The organism is Pseudomonadota bacterium, from assembly GCA_027624955.1.
Classification (GTDB): Bacteria; Pseudomonadota; Alphaproteobacteria; order UBA828; family UBA828; genus PTKB01.
The window spans coordinates 64,264-80,508 of sequence record JAQBTG010000004.1; the positions used below are offsets into that span (position 1 = coordinate 64,264).

At 59.4% G+C, this 16,245-nt stretch carries 16 protein-coding genes and 1 pseudogene; 7 read left to right on the forward strand and 10 right to left on the reverse strand.

Annotation, left to right across the window (positions count from 1 at the left end; all coding sequences use genetic code 11):
* Nucleotides 1-44: 44 nt before the first annotated feature.
* From rplI to rpsF, 3 genes and pseudogenes are all read right to left on the reverse strand, one after another.
* Complete coding sequence (gene rplI / locus O3A94_02755; protein ID MDA1355170.1) at nt 45-761, reverse strand: 50S ribosomal protein L9; 717 nt, start codon at nt 759-761, stop codon at nt 45-47.
* A gap of 63 nt (nt 762-824) precedes the next feature.
* Complete coding sequence (gene rpsR, locus O3A94_02760) at nt 825-1,172, reverse strand: 30S ribosomal protein S18 (protein ID MDA1355171.1); 348 nt, start codon at nt 1,170-1,172, stop codon at nt 825-827.
* Nucleotides 1,173-1,395: 223 nt separating this feature from the next.
* Nucleotides 1,396-1,734, reverse strand: a pseudogene (gene rpsF / locus O3A94_02765) (30S ribosomal protein S6).
* Between the two features lie 242 nt (nt 1,735-1,976).
* Here rpsF and fabD point away from each other — a divergent pair.
* From fabD to gmk, 7 genes are all read left to right on the forward strand, one after another.
* Entirely contained in the window at nt 1,977-2,930 is a 954-nt protein-coding gene (gene fabD, locus O3A94_02770) for an ACP S-malonyltransferase (protein MDA1355172.1), read from the forward strand.
* Nucleotides 2,931-2,978: 48 nt separating this feature from the next.
* Nucleotides 2,979-3,716 (forward strand): 3-oxoacyl-[acyl-carrier-protein] reductase, encoded by a 738-nt coding sequence (gene fabG, locus O3A94_02775; GenBank protein ID MDA1355173.1) that lies wholly within the window; start codon nt 2,979-2,981, stop codon nt 3,714-3,716.
* A gap of 200 nt (nt 3,717-3,916) precedes the next feature.
* A complete protein-coding gene (locus tag O3A94_02780) occupies nt 3,917-4,153 on the forward strand; it encodes an acyl carrier protein (GenBank protein MDA1355174.1) in 237 nt (78 codons plus the stop codon).
* An 88-nt stretch (nt 4,154-4,241) separates the two neighbouring features.
* Nucleotides 4,242-5,501, forward strand: coding sequence for a beta-ketoacyl-ACP synthase II (gene fabF / locus O3A94_02785; GenBank protein MDA1355175.1), 1,260 nt, complete (start codon nt 4,242-4,244; stop codon nt 5,499-5,501).
* A gap of 6 nt (nt 5,502-5,507) precedes the next feature.
* Nucleotides 5,508-6,518 (forward strand): endolytic transglycosylase MltG, encoded by a 1,011-nt coding sequence (mltG, locus tag O3A94_02790; protein ID MDA1355176.1) that lies wholly within the window; start codon nt 5,508-5,510, stop codon nt 6,516-6,518.
* 106 nt (nt 6,519-6,624) lie between these two features.
* Nucleotides 6,625-7,497 carry a YicC family protein gene (locus tag O3A94_02795; GenBank protein MDA1355177.1) on the forward strand — a complete coding sequence of 291 codons (873 nt, stop codon included), beginning with the start codon at nt 6,625-6,627 and terminating at the stop codon, nt 7,495-7,497.
* 4 nt (nt 7,498-7,501) lie between these two features.
* Nucleotides 7,502-8,173, forward strand: coding sequence for a guanylate kinase (gene gmk / locus O3A94_02800; protein ID MDA1355178.1), 672 nt, complete (start codon nt 7,502-7,504; stop codon nt 8,171-8,173).
* 11 nt (nt 8,174-8,184) lie between these two features.
* Here the strand turns inward: gmk and O3A94_02805 are convergent, their stop codons facing one another.
* The 7 genes from O3A94_02805 to O3A94_02835 form a co-directional block, all read right to left on the reverse strand.
* Entirely contained in the window at nt 8,185-8,901 is a 717-nt protein-coding gene (locus tag O3A94_02805) for an N-acetyltransferase (GenBank protein MDA1355179.1), read from the reverse strand.
* On the reverse strand, nt 8,850-9,716 hold the full coding sequence (rsmA, locus tag O3A94_02810; GenBank protein ID MDA1355180.1) for a 16S rRNA (adenine(1518)-N(6)/adenine(1519)-N(6))-dimethyltransferase RsmA: 867 nt from the start codon (nt 9,714-9,716) through the stop codon (nt 8,850-8,852). Before rsmA ends, O3A94_02805 begins: the two co-directional genes overlap by 52 nt.
* Nucleotides 9,703-10,992: a peptidylprolyl isomerase gene (locus tag O3A94_02815; GenBank protein ID MDA1355181.1), complete on the reverse strand. Its 1,290-nt coding sequence runs from the start codon at nt 10,990-10,992 to the stop codon at nt 9,703-9,705. Before O3A94_02815 ends, rsmA begins: the two co-directional genes overlap by 14 nt.
* Before the next feature lie 74 nt (nt 10,993-11,066).
* Nucleotides 11,067-13,247 carry an LPS assembly protein LptD gene (lptD, locus tag O3A94_02820; GenBank protein ID MDA1355182.1) on the reverse strand — a complete coding sequence of 727 codons (2,181 nt, stop codon included), beginning with the start codon at nt 13,245-13,247 and terminating at the stop codon, nt 11,067-11,069.
* Nucleotides 13,248-13,251: 4 nt separating this feature from the next.
* Nucleotides 13,252-14,352, reverse strand: coding sequence for an LPS export ABC transporter permease LptG (gene lptG / locus O3A94_02825; protein ID MDA1355183.1), 1,101 nt, complete (start codon nt 14,350-14,352; stop codon nt 13,252-13,254).
* Nucleotides 14,353-14,368: 16 nt separating this feature from the next.
* Complete coding sequence (gene lptF, locus O3A94_02830; protein MDA1355184.1) at nt 14,369-15,499, reverse strand: LPS export ABC transporter permease LptF; 1,131 nt, start codon at nt 15,497-15,499, stop codon at nt 14,369-14,371.
* Nucleotides 15,500-15,544: 45 nt separating this feature from the next.
* Nucleotides 15,545-16,225, reverse strand: coding sequence for a class I SAM-dependent methyltransferase (locus tag O3A94_02835; protein MDA1355185.1), 681 nt, complete (start codon nt 16,223-16,225; stop codon nt 15,545-15,547).
* Nucleotides 16,226-16,245: the final 20 nt, after the last annotated feature.

Here is a 16,245-nt window from a genome sequence, read left to right on the forward strand (position 1 = left end):
TAAAGAGTACCCCGCAGAGCATGGCGCTGCTTTCGGCCGTGGGGTCAGCCGCCTGTTGTTTCCGCCTTTGCGGCGGTGGCATCGCCCGATTCACTTTCACCGGGCGCATCTGAATTGGGTTGCTGCTCGTCACTACCCGCCGAAGATTCTTCGGATTCGGTCATGACCTCCAAAACTTCTTCCTGCTTCTCGAACACAGCCGCCGCCGCCTCGGCAATTTCCGCTCTGGCGGCCTCAGCCTCTTCTCGCTCGTCGAGCGCGTCCTGCTCATGCGCCGGTAAAATGGAACCGCCCTTAGCCTGAGTCTCAGCCTCGTCCGTCGAGCGCGCCACGTTGGCCTTGACCGTCACGATCACCTCCGGGTGGACCGCGACGCGAACTTCGAAAATACCGAGCGTTTTGATGGGTCTATCAAGGCGCACTTGCTGGCGCTTAATGTCGACTCCGGTGGCGATTATGGCGTCGGCGATGTCGCGCGCGGTGACCGAGCCATAAAGCTGAAATGTGTCACTGGCCTGGCGGATGAGGACGAAATCCTTGCCTTCGATCTTCTCAGCGCCAGTAAGGGCCGCACCGCGCCGCTCATCGTTGATCTTCTCCAGCGCTTCGCGCTCGTGCTCGAAACGCTGCTGGTTTGCGTCGGTCGCGCGCAGGGCTTTTTTCTGCGGCAACAAAAAATTTCGGGCATAGCCATCCTTGACGCGGACGGTTTCACCCAGACCGCCAAGTCTCTCGATGCGCTCGAGCAAGATGATATCCATGGCTAACGACTCCTCGATGGGCACGTTCCGCGGATGCGGACGTTCCGTCTGATCAGACGGTTGTTATTTTACGACGTAAGGGAGGAGCGCCAAATGACGGGCCCGCTTGATCGCGCGGGCCAATTCGCGCTGCTTCTTGATGGATACGGCAGTAATGCGGCTAGGCACAATCTTCCCGCGCTCGGACAGGAACCGGGACAACATCTTGGTGTCTTTGTAATCGATCTTTGGCGCGTTTGCCCCACTGAACGGGCAGGATTTGCGCCGGCGAAAAAACGGCCTGCGAGGAAATGCCCCCGAACCTGCGTCTCCGCCACCTTCGCGCGGTCCGCCGCGTCCGCCAGACCGTTCTGAGTCACCAAAGCGTGGTCCGTCGTTTCCGCCGCGTCCGCCGCCGCGGCCTTCTGACACATCAACCATGTTCAACTCCGCTCTGAACTCATTCCGGGGCCACCTCGGCCACGGTCTCCGTCTTAGTCTCTGTCTTGGTCTCTGCTGCAGCGTCACTCGCGCCAGCGCTGGCCGCAGGCTTGTCCGCGGCTACATTCACGGCCGCAGGACCGGGCTTATTTTCTTGTGCATCAGACCGTCCGCCGCCATGCTCGCCGTCGCGGCTGCGATATTCGCCCCTGCCGCGGGTATCGCGAGATCCCTTTGACTGCATGACTGTTGAGGGTTCGGGGTCAAGAGCATCCACCCTGATCGTTAGATAGCGCATTACATCTTCGTTGATGCGCATATTGCGTTCCATTTCGGCGATCGCTTCCGCTGGAGCATCAATGTGCATGTGCAAATAATGGCCTTTGCGGTTTTTCTTGATCCGGTAGGTCAGGCTGCGCAGGCCCCAATATTCGGTCTTCGGCACAGCGCCACCATTGTCGCGAACAATTGTCTGAAATTGCTCGGACAGGCCCTCGACCTGTTGTCCCGATATGTCGGGGCGCGCAATTAACGTGCTCTCATAGAGCGGCATGTCGAGGCTTCTCCCAAATTTCGTATACAGTATTCACGTTTTGCGGTTCAGACTTGACCCGAGTTGGGCGCGCCGAATACACCAAAACCGCCACAAACAGTTTGTTCGCAGCGCTGCTAAGGCGCCGCACTATACAGGATTGCCTCTACCGTGCAAGGGCGCTTGACAGGGCGTCGAGTGCAGTCAACTTTGGCTCGCTCGATGAATTGATCGGGGGCGCAAACCAGGGAGAATTGCGGGACGTGCAGCGAGCATTCGTGTTTCCCGGACAGGGGTCGCAAAAGGTTGGAATGGGGCAGGATTTGGCGCAGGCATTCGCCGCCGCGCGTGAGGTTTTCGAAGAAGTGGACGAAGCTCTGGGAGAGAAACTCTCAGCCACGATATTTAACGGTCCCGATGAGGAATTGCGCCTAACAAGGAACACCCAGCCGGCGTTGATGGCGATGTCCATGGCTGTGATCCGGGTTATCGAGCAAGAAAGCGGGCAAAAGGTCGCGGCGCTAGCCGCCGCAGTGGCCGGACACTCCCTAGGTGAATATTCTGCCCTGGCTGTGGCAGGCGCGATTTCCCTTCCAGATGCCGCGCGCCTCCTTCGGTTGCGCGGAGATGCCATGCAGCGCGCGGTGCCAGTGGGCGAAGGTGCGATGACGGCGCTGTTGGGCGCCGATTTGGCCGTGGCCGAAGAAATCGCCGCCGAAGCCACGAGCGATCCGGCCTCGGCTGAAGTGTGTACGCTGGCCAATGACAACGCACCCGGACAGGTCGTACTCAGCGGTAGCAAGGCGGCAATTGACCGCGCCATCGTGCTCGCCGGCGAGAAGGGCGTGCGCAAGGCGGTTCTCCTGCCGGTTAGTGCGCCATTTCACTGCCCATTGATGGCACCTGCCGCCGAAGCCATGGCCACGGCCCTGGCGAATGTCGATATTCGCCCACCTTCGGTTCCAGTATTCGCCAATGTCAGTGCCCGTCCGGTGTATGAGCCCGATAAGATTCGCGATCTCCTGGTACGCCAAGTGACAGCCATGGTTCGGTGGCGGGAATGCGTGGCGGCGATGGCCGCCGAGGGGGTCGAAATGCTGGTCGAGACCGGTGCTGGAACTGTCTTGAAGAGTCTAACGCGGCGCATCGACCCGGAATTGAACGCGGTTGCCGTGGGCGGCATCGATGAAATTGAGAGTTTTCTAAAGTCATTGTGAGCGAGAGAATGGTGAGCGAGAAAATGGAATGGCGAGCGAGAAATTGGAATGTTTGATCTGACGGGTAAACGGGCGTTGGTGACGGGTGCGACTGGCGGCATCGGTGCGGCAATTGCGCGCGCTTTGCACGCCCAGGGCGCCGAAGTGGCGTTGTCCGGCAGCCGGCAAACGGTGCTGGATCAACAAGTGGCGGATTTCGGGACGCGCGCCCATGCGGTACCTTGTGATCTGAAAGACACGCAATCGGTCGAGGGCCTGATGGGCCGCGCCACCGAGGCGATGGGCGGCATGGAGGTCTTGGTCCATTGTGCCGGCATTACCCGCGATAATCTGGCTCTCAGAATGAAGGATGAGGAATGGCAGGATGTGATAGACATCAATTTGGGCGTGGGTTTCAGGTTGGCGCGGGCGTCTCTTCGCGGCATGATGAAAGCGCGTTGGGGACGGATTCTATTCGTTACATCCGTTGTCGGCGCCACCGGAAATCCGGGGCAGGCCAATTACGCCGCTTCTAAATCCGGTCTGACTGGATTGGCTAAGGCGCTGGCGGCCGAAGTCGCCAGCCGCGGCGTGACGGTGAATTGCGTCGCCCCGGGGTTTATCGATACCGCAATGACGGAAGCCCTGAATGAGGCCCAGCGCGAGCGAATCGTCGCAGCGATTCCGGCGGCGCATATCGGTGCGGTGACTGACGTGGCGGCCGGTTGTGTTTATCTCGCCAGCGACGAAGCGGCCTACGTGACCGGCCAGACCCTACATATCAACGGCGGTATGGCGATGTTTTGACGGCCAGCAACGAGACTGCGTTGACTTGTGGCCATGCGCCACAAAGTATGTTACCTACCGCGCGCGTCGGCGGGAAATCGCCCCGGAGTCGTACGCGGAATTATCCGCGGTAAGCTAATATCAAGGCTATACCTGACGGTGTCTGAACCTATAATCCAGTCGTTTAACGGATCGCCAAGCAATATCCGAGGGAATGTTTAATGAGTGATGATATCTCGGCACGGGTAAAGAAGATCGTCGTCGAACATTTGGGCGTCGATGAAGATAAAGTGACCGATGGCGCGAGTTTTATTGATGATCTGGGCGCTGATAGCCTCGATACGGTAGAACTTGTCATGGCCTTCGAAGAAGAGTTCGGGTGCGAGATTCCGGATGACGCTGCGGAGAAAATCCTGACCGTCAAAGACGCGGTCAACTACATCGAGCAAATCACCTGATTCTGGCTTCGCTGCGCCGCGGAGACCGGCCGATGACCGCTTCACGGATATCGCATCGCGCCGTCGTTAAGGGCGGGGAATCCGGCGTATGAGACGCGTGGTTGTTACAGGTTTGGGCCTCGTAACGCCGCTTGGTAGCGGCGTCGCCCACTGTTGGGATCGCTTGATCAAATCTGAATCCGGCATCGGCAGCATCGATAAATTCGATGTTTCCGATCTGCCCGCTAAGATCGCTGCGCATGTGCCGACCGGCGACGGGCCCGGCGATTTTGATGCACTCAAATACATCTCGAACAAAGACACCAGGCGGATGGACCAGTTCATCATCTTCGCGCTTGGCGCCGCAATCCAGGCGGTAGAGGATTCGGGCTGGAAGCCCGAGAGCGAGGAAGAGCAGGACCGCACCGGAGTCATGATCGGCTCCGGCATTGGCGGTTTGCAAACCATCGAGAAGGGCGCGATTCTCGTGCATGAGCACGGCCCGCGCAAGCTCAGCCCATTTTTTATCCCCTCCAGCCTGATCAATCTCGCGTCCGGCCATATTTCGATAAAATACGGCTTCAAAGGGCCCAATCATTCCGTCGTGACGGCATGCTCCACCGGCGCCCATGCCATTGGCGACGCATCGCGTTTAATTATGCTGGAAGATGCCGACGTCATGGTGGCGGGCGGTGCCGAAGCCGGTATCTGCCGCCTCGGAATTGCCGGCTTCTCGGCCTCGCGGGCGCTGTCGACCAATTTCAACGATGAGCCCAAGCGCGGCTCACGGCCCTGGGATAGGGCGCGCGACGGATTCGTCATGGGCGAGGGTTCCGGTGTGGTGGTACTCGAAGAGTATGAGCACGCCAAAAAGCGCGGCGCTAAAATCTACGCCGAGATTCTCGGCTATGGCATGAGTGGCGACGCGTATCATATCACCGCACCCGCACCGGACGGGGCTGGTGGTTTCAAATCTATGAGCCGGGCGCTGAAGAGTGCCGGACTCAACACCAGCGACATCGATTATGTGAATGCCCACGGCACGTCCACGCCGCTTGGTGACGAGATCGAATTGAACGCGGTCAAGCGCCTGTTCGGGTCCGATGCAGATCACATCTCGATGTCGTCGACGAAATCCTCGATCGGCCATCTGTTAGGCGCCGCCGGCAGCGTTGAATGCATCTTTTCGATCCTGGCTATCCAGAACGACATCGTTCCGCCCACGCTCAACCTCGAGGACCCGTCCGAGGGCTGCGACCTGGATCTTGTGCCGCTGGTCGCCAAGGAGCGGAAAGTGAGCCGCGCCATGTCGAATTCATTTGGATTTGGCGGGACCAACGCTACTTTGATCGTCGGCGAGGTCACTTAACTTACAATGGCTTTGGCCGCACCGTATCGGCGCGCGCTAATCTGGATTGTCGTATCCACCGCCGTTGTTGCTGCCGTCATCCTTGCCGTCTGGATATATCTCGACCAAAATTTCGAATCGGCCAATGGGCTGGAGTCTCCGCGCACCGTGATACTCGCACCCGGGAGCGGTGTTTGGGATATCGCCGAAGCGCTTTATGCAGCCGGCGTCTTAGAAGATCCCAACGTATTCGCCCTTGGCATTTGGCGCAGTGGACACGGCGGCGCCTTGAAAGCCGGCGAGTATGAATTTCAGCCCGGTATCACGCCGCGCGAGGCGATGGAAATACTGCTCGCGGGAAAAGCCCTGGACTACCGCCTGACAATACCCGAGGGCTTAACCAGCGCCGAAATTATGCGCCTACTCGAAGACGCCGAGGCGCTCGACGGTGACGTGACCGAAATTCCACGCGAGGGTGCGCTTCTCCCAGAGACCTATTTTTACCGCCGTGGAGACAGCCGGGCGGACATGATCCGTCGCATGGAAGCCGGGATGCAAAGCGCGTTGGCTGAGCTTTGGCCCAACCGCGCCGAGGGTTTGCCGTTTGATACGCCGGAGCAGGCGCTGGTGCTGGCCTCCATCGTCGAGAAAGAAACCGCCCGAACCGACGAGCGCCGGCAAGTGGCCGGGGTATTCGTCAATCGGTTGCGCAACAACATGCGTCTCCAATCCGATCCGACGGTGATCTTCGCAGTGACCGGTGGTGACGTAGCCCTAGGGCGCCCCTTGAGCAAAGCCGACCTGGCCTTTGACAGCCCGTTCAACACCTATCGGCATAGCGGCCTGCCGCCCGAGCCGATTGCCCATCCCGGGCGTGGTTCGCTGGCGGCTGTGCTGAATCCCCTGGCCACCGACGCGCTTTATTTTGTCGCCGATGGCAGCGGCGGGCATGCCTTCGCGGCAACCCTGGAGGAGCATAATAAAAATGTGGCGCGCTGGCGTAAATTGCAGAAACAGAATATTGCGCCAAAGCCGTAACCCGCTGTGGCGCCCGGGTGCGGCTGTTGCCGTTGGCGCTCAAAGTATATAGTCGGCCGCGCGATAAGCGGCAGGCGGCGGAGGAGCGAGAGTGGGCGTCCATAGCATGACAGGGTTTGCCCGCGCCGAAGGGCGCGACGCGACGGTCGATTGGATTTGGGAAGCGAAGAGCGTCAACGGTCGCGGTCTCGACCTGCGCTGCCGGCTCGCCAACGGGCTGGAGGGGCTAGAACCTGAACTGCGCAAAGCCGCGATGGCGCGCTTCAAGCGCGGAAACATCTCGATAAATTTGCGCCTCACTCGCCAGACCGGAACGCCCCAAGTGCGGGTGAACCGGGAACTGCTGGACGAAATGATTGCGCTGGCCGGAGAATATCGCGGCGCCGAGGGCATCGAGCGCCCCGGGCTTGACGGTCTGCTGGCCCTGCGCGGCGTCATCGAGCCGGTCGAAGAGATCGGGGATGGCGGTGATTGCGCGGCGCGCGATAAGGCAATAGCGGCAAGCATGACGGAGCTGCTCGATGAGCTTTCGCTCGCGCGCGCGGCGGAAGGCGCCAGTCTAAGTGATATCGTTGGCGCGCAATTGGCGACGATGGAAAGCCTGAGCCGGCGCGCTGGGGAAAGTGCGGCACTTCGCCCGGAAGCGGCCAAGGCGCGGCTGATGGCACAGGTGGCGGCGCTGCTGGAGGCGGGTGCGCCGCTGGCAGAGGAGCGTCTCGCCCAAGAGCTCGCAATTCTTGCCGTAAAAACCGATATTCGTGAGGAATTGGATCGCTTGGGCACGCATATTGCCGCCGCCAAGGCGCTGGTGTCGGAGGGCGGTGCGATCGGGCGCAAGCTTGATTTTCTGGCTCAGGAACTGAACCGCGAAGCCAACACTCTGTGTGCTAAATCCAATGATGCGCAGTTGAGCGACATCGGGCTCGATCTTAAGGCGGTCATCGACCAATTTCGCGAGCAGGTGCAGAACATTGAATGAAGCCGTGAAAGAAGCCGTAGGTGGGGCCGGAAACAACGCTTCCGGGCCGCTCGCCCGGCGCGGGATTTTGTTTGTTCTCTCGTCGCCTTCCGGCGCCGGTAAGACGTCAATCGCGCGCCGGCTGCTTGAGTTGGAACCGGGCACGCGGATGTCCGTCTCGGCGACGACCCGACCAAAGCGCCGCGACGAATTGAATGGGCGGGACTATCACTTTGTCAGCCAGGCGAAATTCGATCAGATGGTGGAACAGGGCGGGTTTCTGGAGCATGCCGAAGTGTTCGGCCATAGTTACGGCACACCGCGCGACCAGGTCGAGGAGATGCTTGCCGCCGGATATGACGTGATCTTCGATATTGATTGGCAGGGCGCGCAGCAACTGGCGCACGCGGCAGCGTTCGATGTGCTGCGCGTGTTCGTGCTGCCGCCATCGCTGCACGAGCTGGAAAGCCGCCTGCAACGCCGCGCTCAGGACAGTGCCGAGGTCGTGGCGGCGCGCATGGCGAAGGCGGTCGATGAAATGAGCCATTACGGCGAATATGATCATGTGATCATCAATCGCGCGCTTGACGACAGCGTCGACGCGGCGCGCGCCATTCTGAATGCCGAACGCACGCGCCGCGAACGCTATATTGGGCTGGATGCATTCGTCCATGCCCTGACCGAAGAGCGGCGCTGAACCCGCCGCGTTTATTCGCCCGCCCTTGTCAGCATGCCGCTGCAACCGCGCAAAGCATCCGGCTGCAGTTCCAAGGCATGAAATCGCTCAGCCGCCACGTCGGTCGGGAATTCGAGAGAAAATTCACGCGCTGGGCGAAACCCGAAACGGCTGAGATAGCGCGCTTCTCCAATAGCCGCCACGGCGTCATGGCCGCGCGTGCGCGCGGCATCAAGGCTTTGTTCAATCAATCGGCTGCCAAGGCCAAGATTACCGTGCGCCGCCGCCACCGCGATGGGGCCGAGAAGGAGCGCCGATTGCGTGCCCGGGATGGCGAGCGGCCAGAATCGAATCGTGCCGAGGATGTCGGCGTCGCGGCGGGCGACAAAGCACAGCTCGGCAACCGGGGGGATCCCGTCGCGCAGGCGATAGGAGGGCCGGGCATGACGCTCAGGTCCGAAGGCGGCATCCAACAATATTTCAATGGCCGGGCCGTCCAACGGCCCTTCGAAGGAAATTTCAAACATGGCACGAACTTTCGACGATGGAATGTGGTGCGGACGCAAGCGCGCACCACGGATATCTCCGTCGTGCGCTATGCCTGGGAAGGCGTCGAAGCGCGTCGTCGTCGCTGTTTGAAGTAACTGGTCATCGCGGCGCAGGACATAGCGGCAAGTGGCGACGCGGGCAAGCGATTTTATTTTTGCTGTGGCGCCGCGAACTCCGGCAATGCGCGGGCCAGGGCGCAAAATTTTTCTATTTCCAGCATTTCGGCGCGCACCCGAGGATCGACGCCATTGGCGATGAGAAATTTCTCGGGATCGGCGACCAGTCCTTTCATCGCGGCGCGCATCATCTTGCGCCGTTGCCCGAAGGCCGCGGCGGTCACGCGGGCCAGCGCCGCAGGCTCGGCCGGGAACAGCGGAACGGGGCGAGGAACTAACTGGATCACCGTGGACGTGACTTTCGGTGGCGGCGTGAACGCCTTCGCGCTGACATCGAAGAGTCGGCGCGTCTCGCAACGCCACTGCGCCAGGATGGATAAGCGGCCATAGTCTTTCGTGCCGGGCGCTGCCGTCAGGCGGGCGGCGACTTCTTTTTGGAACATCAGAGTGAGGCTGATATAACGCTCCGGCGCCGCGAGCCAGCGGATCAACAGCGCCGTACCGACATTGTAGGGCAAATTGGCGACGATTTTGACCGGTCCGGAAAGGCGTTCATCGAGATCTACTTTGAGCGCATCTGCGGCAATTATTTCCAGGCGGTCCGGCCACGCGCGGACAAGGTCAGCCAGCGCCGCGACACAACGCTGATCCCGCTCGACTGCAACGACACGCCGCGCGCCAGCTTCCAGCAGGGCGCGCGTCAGACCGCCGGGCCCGGGCCCAATTTCCAGCACGGTCACCTGGTCAACAGGGGCCGCCGCGCGCGCGATTTTCGCGCACAGGTTGGGATCAAGAAGGAAATGCTGGCCGAGCGATTTGCGGGCGTTCAGGCCATGGCGGGATACCGTATCAGCGAGGCTCTTTAGCGTGCTGCCCGGGGTCGTACTAGACACGAAAATCGACGAAGGCGGAGCGCCTGAGATCGCGCAAATAGCGCCGCGCCTGCAATTCCAGGCGCCGATTGCTAATATCCCGGCGCATTGTGTCCCGTGTTGGCAGTTCGACCTCAGCCTCTACCCGGCTGCAGACCATCAATATTCTGAAACCGCGGCCGAACGGCAGCGGCGGACTTAATTCCATGGCCTGCACATTCAGCACGGCGTCGCGCAAATCCGTCGGCATGTCGCGAAGGCCGAGCTCGCCCAGATCACCAGATTGCGATGACGTGAAATCAGCGGTGAGGCGCAGCATGTCCGCGCAGTCTTCCGATTGTGCATGCGACTGCCTGATCCGATCCAGCACGGTTTCCCTGTCGGTGCCGAAATCTTCGACGATCAACTGCGCCAAATGGAGGCGGGCATCCAGCGGGTTCGCCGTCAACACTGTTCGCCGGTCGATGAGCTTGATGATATGTACGCCGTCGAACGTGCGAACAAGGCTGGAGATATCTCCGGGCGCCATGGCCGACAATATTGCGTCTATCTCAGCCGGTAACTGTCCTTCAATTACCCACCCAATATCGCCGCCAACGGCTGACGTGGCACTTTGCGAAAATTGGCGGGCGATCTCTGGAAAGGCGACTCCCTGGCGCAGCTGCGCCAACAGGTTTTCCGCGGTGTCCGTGATCTCCCGTTCCTGATCGGTCGATTCAATGGAGAGAAATATTTCAGCGACCCGATATTCGGGTTGTCCGCGGCTGCTTTCCAATCGCGACAATGCTCCGTCTATTTCATCCTCGCCGACAGAGATCGCGGAGCTCAGGCGCCGCGAGATCAATTTGGTCCAGGCGATTTCAGCCTTTAATTGTGCTATCAGCGCCTCGCGGTCTAGCCGATTGGCGCGTACAAAATTGTCGAAGCCACCCTCTCCTGTGCCGAGTTTCTGTTCGATCTGGTTGATGGTGAACTCGATATCGCGATCGGTGGCAGAGATGTCTAGACGCGCTGCTTCTTGGGTCTGGAGATATTCGTCGACCAGAGTACGCAAGACTTGGGGCGCGATTTGACGGCGTAATTCCGGCGCATCGCGTAGGTTGGACGACGCGACCACGATGTTAATCCGGGCCGCCAGGTCATAGAGCGAGATCACATCGTCGTTGACCACGGCGGCGATGCGCATGATGTCTTGCGCGCGCGCGAGGTTTTGCGGTGGTAAAAGCAGGCTGATCGTTGCCGCGAGGAGAAGCGCGGCGCCGAGGACTGCGCGGGTGTATGATATTTTGACCCGATTCAACATTCTATGTCAGGTTTATAACTCTCTGACGCCCTTGGGCAACCATGTTTAAAAAACCGGTGTCCCGCGTCTCCAGATTACCCCAAATGCTTAAACTGAATTGTAAACAATAGGCTCGTCTCGGGCTGCACGTCGCGGTCGCGCGTGAAATTCTTAATCAGACTCGTGGTGAATAACAGGCACTCATCTTCATAAGTGACCGCGCCGTTCCAATTGATGGTGCCGCCGGATCCCGTCAGGTCCCGGCGTGTGCCGGCACTGACGCGCCAAAAGCTGGTGATCCGCGCTGCAGCGGAGGCGGCGATTTCTTCGCGATTGGCAAATGCAGTGGTATCGCTCTCAGGGATTTGTTCTTCCAGCAGCGCATAGCCGACATTGACTCGGAACGCCCGTGGCCCGGCAGCAAAATCGATCTCATTGCGCCGCGCGGCAAGATTTTCCTTTGAGAGGCGGAAGCGATAGGCGAGGTCGAATATGTCCGCGGGCGAGATGTGAATGCGTCCGACATAATCGGAAAAAGTATCTTCCAATCCGCTGCCGCGGTTGAACGTGTCGTCTTCCTTGAGGCGCGCACTTTGACCGATCATGCCTTGGGTGCGGCCGCTGCCGGCGCCAAAAAATCCAAAGCGCAGGCCATAATTGACGCGCGGGCCACTTTCAACCCGGTCGAGGCCGGTAAACCGGTTGTTGCTGAACAATTTGCTATCGTCGAATTCAAAATCCTGGCTGTCCTCGTTGGGTATTTCACCTGGATTGCCGCCGTAAGGGCTTAGAATTCCTTGAACGATGGGCTCCACCAATTGCTGAATGCCACCGCTGTCCCGGACCAACGGCAGGCGCCATTCGGCGATCAATTCTGGGCGCAGGCGGCCGGTAAATCCGCGGGCATTGGTCGCGCGCGCGGTGCCGGCGTTATCGACATTGTTGACGTGATAGGCGTCGCCGCGAAGTGTCGCCGACAGGCGGTAAACACTGCCTGATCGTCCGATATGTGGCAGATGCCATCCGCCCTCCAGAGAAAGGCGGCGGCTATCGGCGCCGTCGATCCGATGGAGCGTCATAAAATTTGCGTCGAAGGTGTTGAACGCGCCGTAGGCGCCGGGCGCGCCCCGATGATTGAAATCGAGCAGCGGCAGGACGAACGGAATTTGCTCCTGATCGTCGTCGATTTCGAGACCTTGGAAGAAATACGCGTTGCCGCTCGCATAGTTACGACCGTTGATGCCCTCGATATAGGGCCGGGTCGTCAACGTGTCCTTGGAATCAATGCGGTAAAAACTAAGATAGGTGTCGTCGCTGGCACGCTCGAACTCGTAGCCATAATTCCACACCGGGTCGAGTTCGAACCGGCCGTCGCTGAACAGATGGCCGCGAAATCCGCTGTTTCCTGTTCTGATCCCGTCATCGTCGCGCTCGTCGCCATAGTTGATGCTGGCGTCGACAGAATAATTGCCGGCCAAGGTACGTGCCCTGTATTCGGCACCCCAAACCACGCCCTCATCACTGGTAAATTTTGGTTTGAAGGTCGCGTCGCGGTTTGGCGCGATATTCCAATAGTAGGGCGTGGTAAGTTGAAAACCGAGCGTCGAAGAGGAGCCATAGGTGGGCGCGAGCAAGCCGCTGCGGCGCTGTACGGTCGGGTCGGGATGTTCGAAATAGGGCGTGTAGAGAACTGGAATACCGAACATCTCTAGCCAAGCGTCGTAATAGGCGATATCTCGCGCTTCCTGATCGTGCACAACGCGGACGGCCTTAATTTGCCACAGCGGCGCCTCTTCCGGGTGGAGCGGGCAGAGTTTGCAGGGCGAGAACACGGCTTTGCTCATTTCGGTGCGGTTGCCGTCACTGCGCCGCGCACTGTTGGCGGCGATGCGCGTATCTTCGTCCAGCAACAATCGGATATTGCGTAGCACGCCGTCACGCATTTCGTCGGAGAGCTCCAAATAGTCCGCGAACAGAACTTCGCCGCTGGGTTCCATCAAGGTGACGTTGCCCGACGCCGTCATCATGTCCTGGCCTTCGTTGTATGACACCGTGTCCGCTATCAACAGGCGATGGCCCTGCGAAACCTCGACATTGCCCGATGCGGTGACCGTACCGTGGTTTTCGTCATAGGTGAGGGAGTCGGCGTTCATCACCACATTTTTGCCGGCTTCTTCCGCTTCGAACTCGCGCACCAGCGTTTGCGCCTGCAAGGGGCTTAACACCATGACGGGGGCGACGAAGGCAGCCAACAGAAGGCTGCGAAGGAGTGCCATGCGCCTACCCATCTTCCATATGAAATAGGCTGGCGACGCCGATCAGAGTGAAAACGCCGGCGGGTGTCCAAGCCGCGAGCACCGGCGGAATCTTTCCTGAGAGACCGAGCGCCAGCACCAGATCGGAGACGAAATAGAGCACGAAGCCTGTCAGCAGCCCGGTGGCGATCAGGAGCCAGGTGCGGCCGCTGCGTGAAAACCGCAGTGAGAAGGTGGCCGCGATCAGCACCATGGCGCACAAAAGCAGCGGCCCCGACAAGAGCGAGTGCCAATAAAGCCGATGACGCACAGCGGAAAATCCCGATGCCTCGAGTACCTCGATGAAAGCCGGCAAGGCCCAAAACGACAGGGTTTCCGGCGGTGCGAAGCTATCTTCGATTTGATTGAATGTAAGGTCCGTGCGCAGCTCATAGCTGTCTTTAAACTGAGCAGGCTGGTCCGGTCCGGTCAACAGGGCGTTGCTCAATTGCCACCGGCCTTCCTCCAAGCGGGCCTGACCCGCATCGATGCGCCCGACGAATTGGTCGTTTTCTTGATATTGAAAAATGATGACGTCATGCAGAGTCAGGTCTTCCTGGCTTAGCCGTTGCGCGTGAATCACCGATTGAGTTCCGCCTTCGCTTTGGCGCAACCAAATTCCGGAAGCCGACAGCGCCAGCAGACTCGATTTTCCGTGCAGATATTTGGCATCCATTTGTTCGTAGCGCGACACCATGGCCGCCGATAGGGGATTGAACACCGTCATCACAAATATGCCGAGGGCCAAGGCCACCAACAGATTCGGCAGAAGGAATTGCCAGACTGACACACCTGCAGAGCGCGCGACGACGAGTTCTTGCGTGCGCGTCATTCGGGCAAACGTCCACAGCCCCGCCACCAGGGCAGAGAAGGGGAGAATTTTTTGCGCCATAAAGGGAACGCGCAGCATCGCCATTTGCAGGAGAATTCCGAATGTGGCGAGTTCGCGGTTGGGTCCCGACCCCCGGCGCATCAATTCAACGGCGTCGAAGACGAAGATGGTGGCGACGAATATCAGGAATACCATCGCCACGCCGATCAGAAATTGGCGGCTGATATAGAAGGAGAAGGTTGAAGACAGGCGCATCGCTGGTGCGTTTATCCTAGGCCGTGGGCGCCGGAGTCGCGTCCGCCCGGGCACGCCGGAAACGCGATCGCCCATTTAGGAAATATACGGCAAAGCCCAAGGTGAGCGCCACGTTGAGATATATCAGCGGGGCCAGGCCGGGCGATTTTGAGACCGCGTTGACGAGACCGAGACCGATTGCTTCGAAGACAAAGGCGGCGGCTATTCCGGCCAATATTCGGCGCCACTGACCGCGCCGGTTTAGTTGCCCCCCCAACAAAGTGGCGAGTGCGATGCCGGTGAGCGCAAAGGCGAAAAGCGGCGACGCAATACGCTGGTGCGCCTCGGCATAAAATTTGCCCAGATTGCGTTGATCGTCCTCGCCGTCGCTGGGATTGAACAATTCGTGCAGATAGCGCTCGCGCGGTTCTCGCCAGCGATTGGCCGGGTCTTCGGCAAATTGGCCAAGATCAAGCGCATAGCTGTCAAAATAAAGCAGCGAGAGCTGGCCGCGCGCCTTGTTGATCTCCTGGCGGTTGCCGTTCAGCAAGACGAAGCGTGGGCTCTGCTCTGTTTTCACCAGAGCGCCGCGCTCGGCCATCATGGTCACCGGTTGGCCGGGGACCCGTTTGTCATGCACCAAAATGCCATGCAACCTGCCGCTCGAATCACGCTCGCGCACGAAGACGGTCACATCCTCGATGAGATTAGTAAAGACACCCTCCTGCAACAGCACTGAGGAGAAATCGGCGCGGGCAACGAATTGCCGGCTCTTGAATTCGCGATAGCTCGCCGGAATGAAATACAGATTGATGGCGTAGACGAGGATGCAGACGAATGTGGCCAGTGTGAGCGCCGGCGCCGCAAGCGACCATTGACTGAACCCGGCAGTGCGGAGCGAAACCACCTCACTGTCGATCACCAGTTTGTTGTAGGTAAAGAGAATCGCACTAAACAGGGCGATTGGCAGAATGACGCCGAGGAAGGTCGGCAATAGCAACATGGAAAAATAGAGAAACGCGCTCAGCGATAGACCCTTGTTTACGATCATATCAATGAAGCGCAGGGACTGGGTGAGCCAGATAACCGCGGATAGGCCGACGGTAATCAGCAGAAACGGTCCCAGGAGTTGGCGCAATATGTAGCTCTGATGGCGATGCATAAGCATATTATAGCGGGCCGAGGCGCAACTTGTCGCGGCGCATGGTGTGTCTCAAGAGCGTACCGCAGCCGTGTCGTTACGGCAGATCAAAAATACAGAGCGACAGCCACTGGTGAATTCGCGCTTTGCTATGTGAAAGCCTGAGCCTTCGATCTTGCGCTCGAAGGCTTTCAAACTATGGCCGCGATAGCCAATCTCCCATTTATGCGCCTCCCATTCGGTCTCGCTTTGAACGGCGAAGCGTCGGAGAAAACGGAACTTGCGAAAATGGCTGCGCCGGCGCCAGCGCTGGCGGTTGAAATATAGTTCGAAGGCGAACTGCAAACCCTCATAGGGCACCGAAAGGATCAGCCAAGGAGCGCCGGCTGCCGCAATCCGCTGCAACACTGAATCGAGCTTCTGCCAATGAATATGCTCGAGCGTTTCGCAGCACAGAATGGCGTCGAAGCCCTGAATCATGCCGGGGTCGACATCGCGAATATCGGCTTGGATATGGCGCTCCGCCCCAACGCCATGCGATTGCGCCTCGATATCGAGAGTGGTCACAGCGTAGCCGGCGCTCGCCATCATGGCCGTCACCAAACCGAGATAGGGGCCGATTTCCAGCACGCTGCGAATCGGAAGATCCTGCAACAGCGCGACCTGAAGCCATTGATGGGTAATGCGTTTTTCGCTGTAATAGCCATGCCACGCCGTGCGAATACGGGAGTCGGAAGAGCTCAAATCGGTCATCGCTGCGGCACCGGCATTGG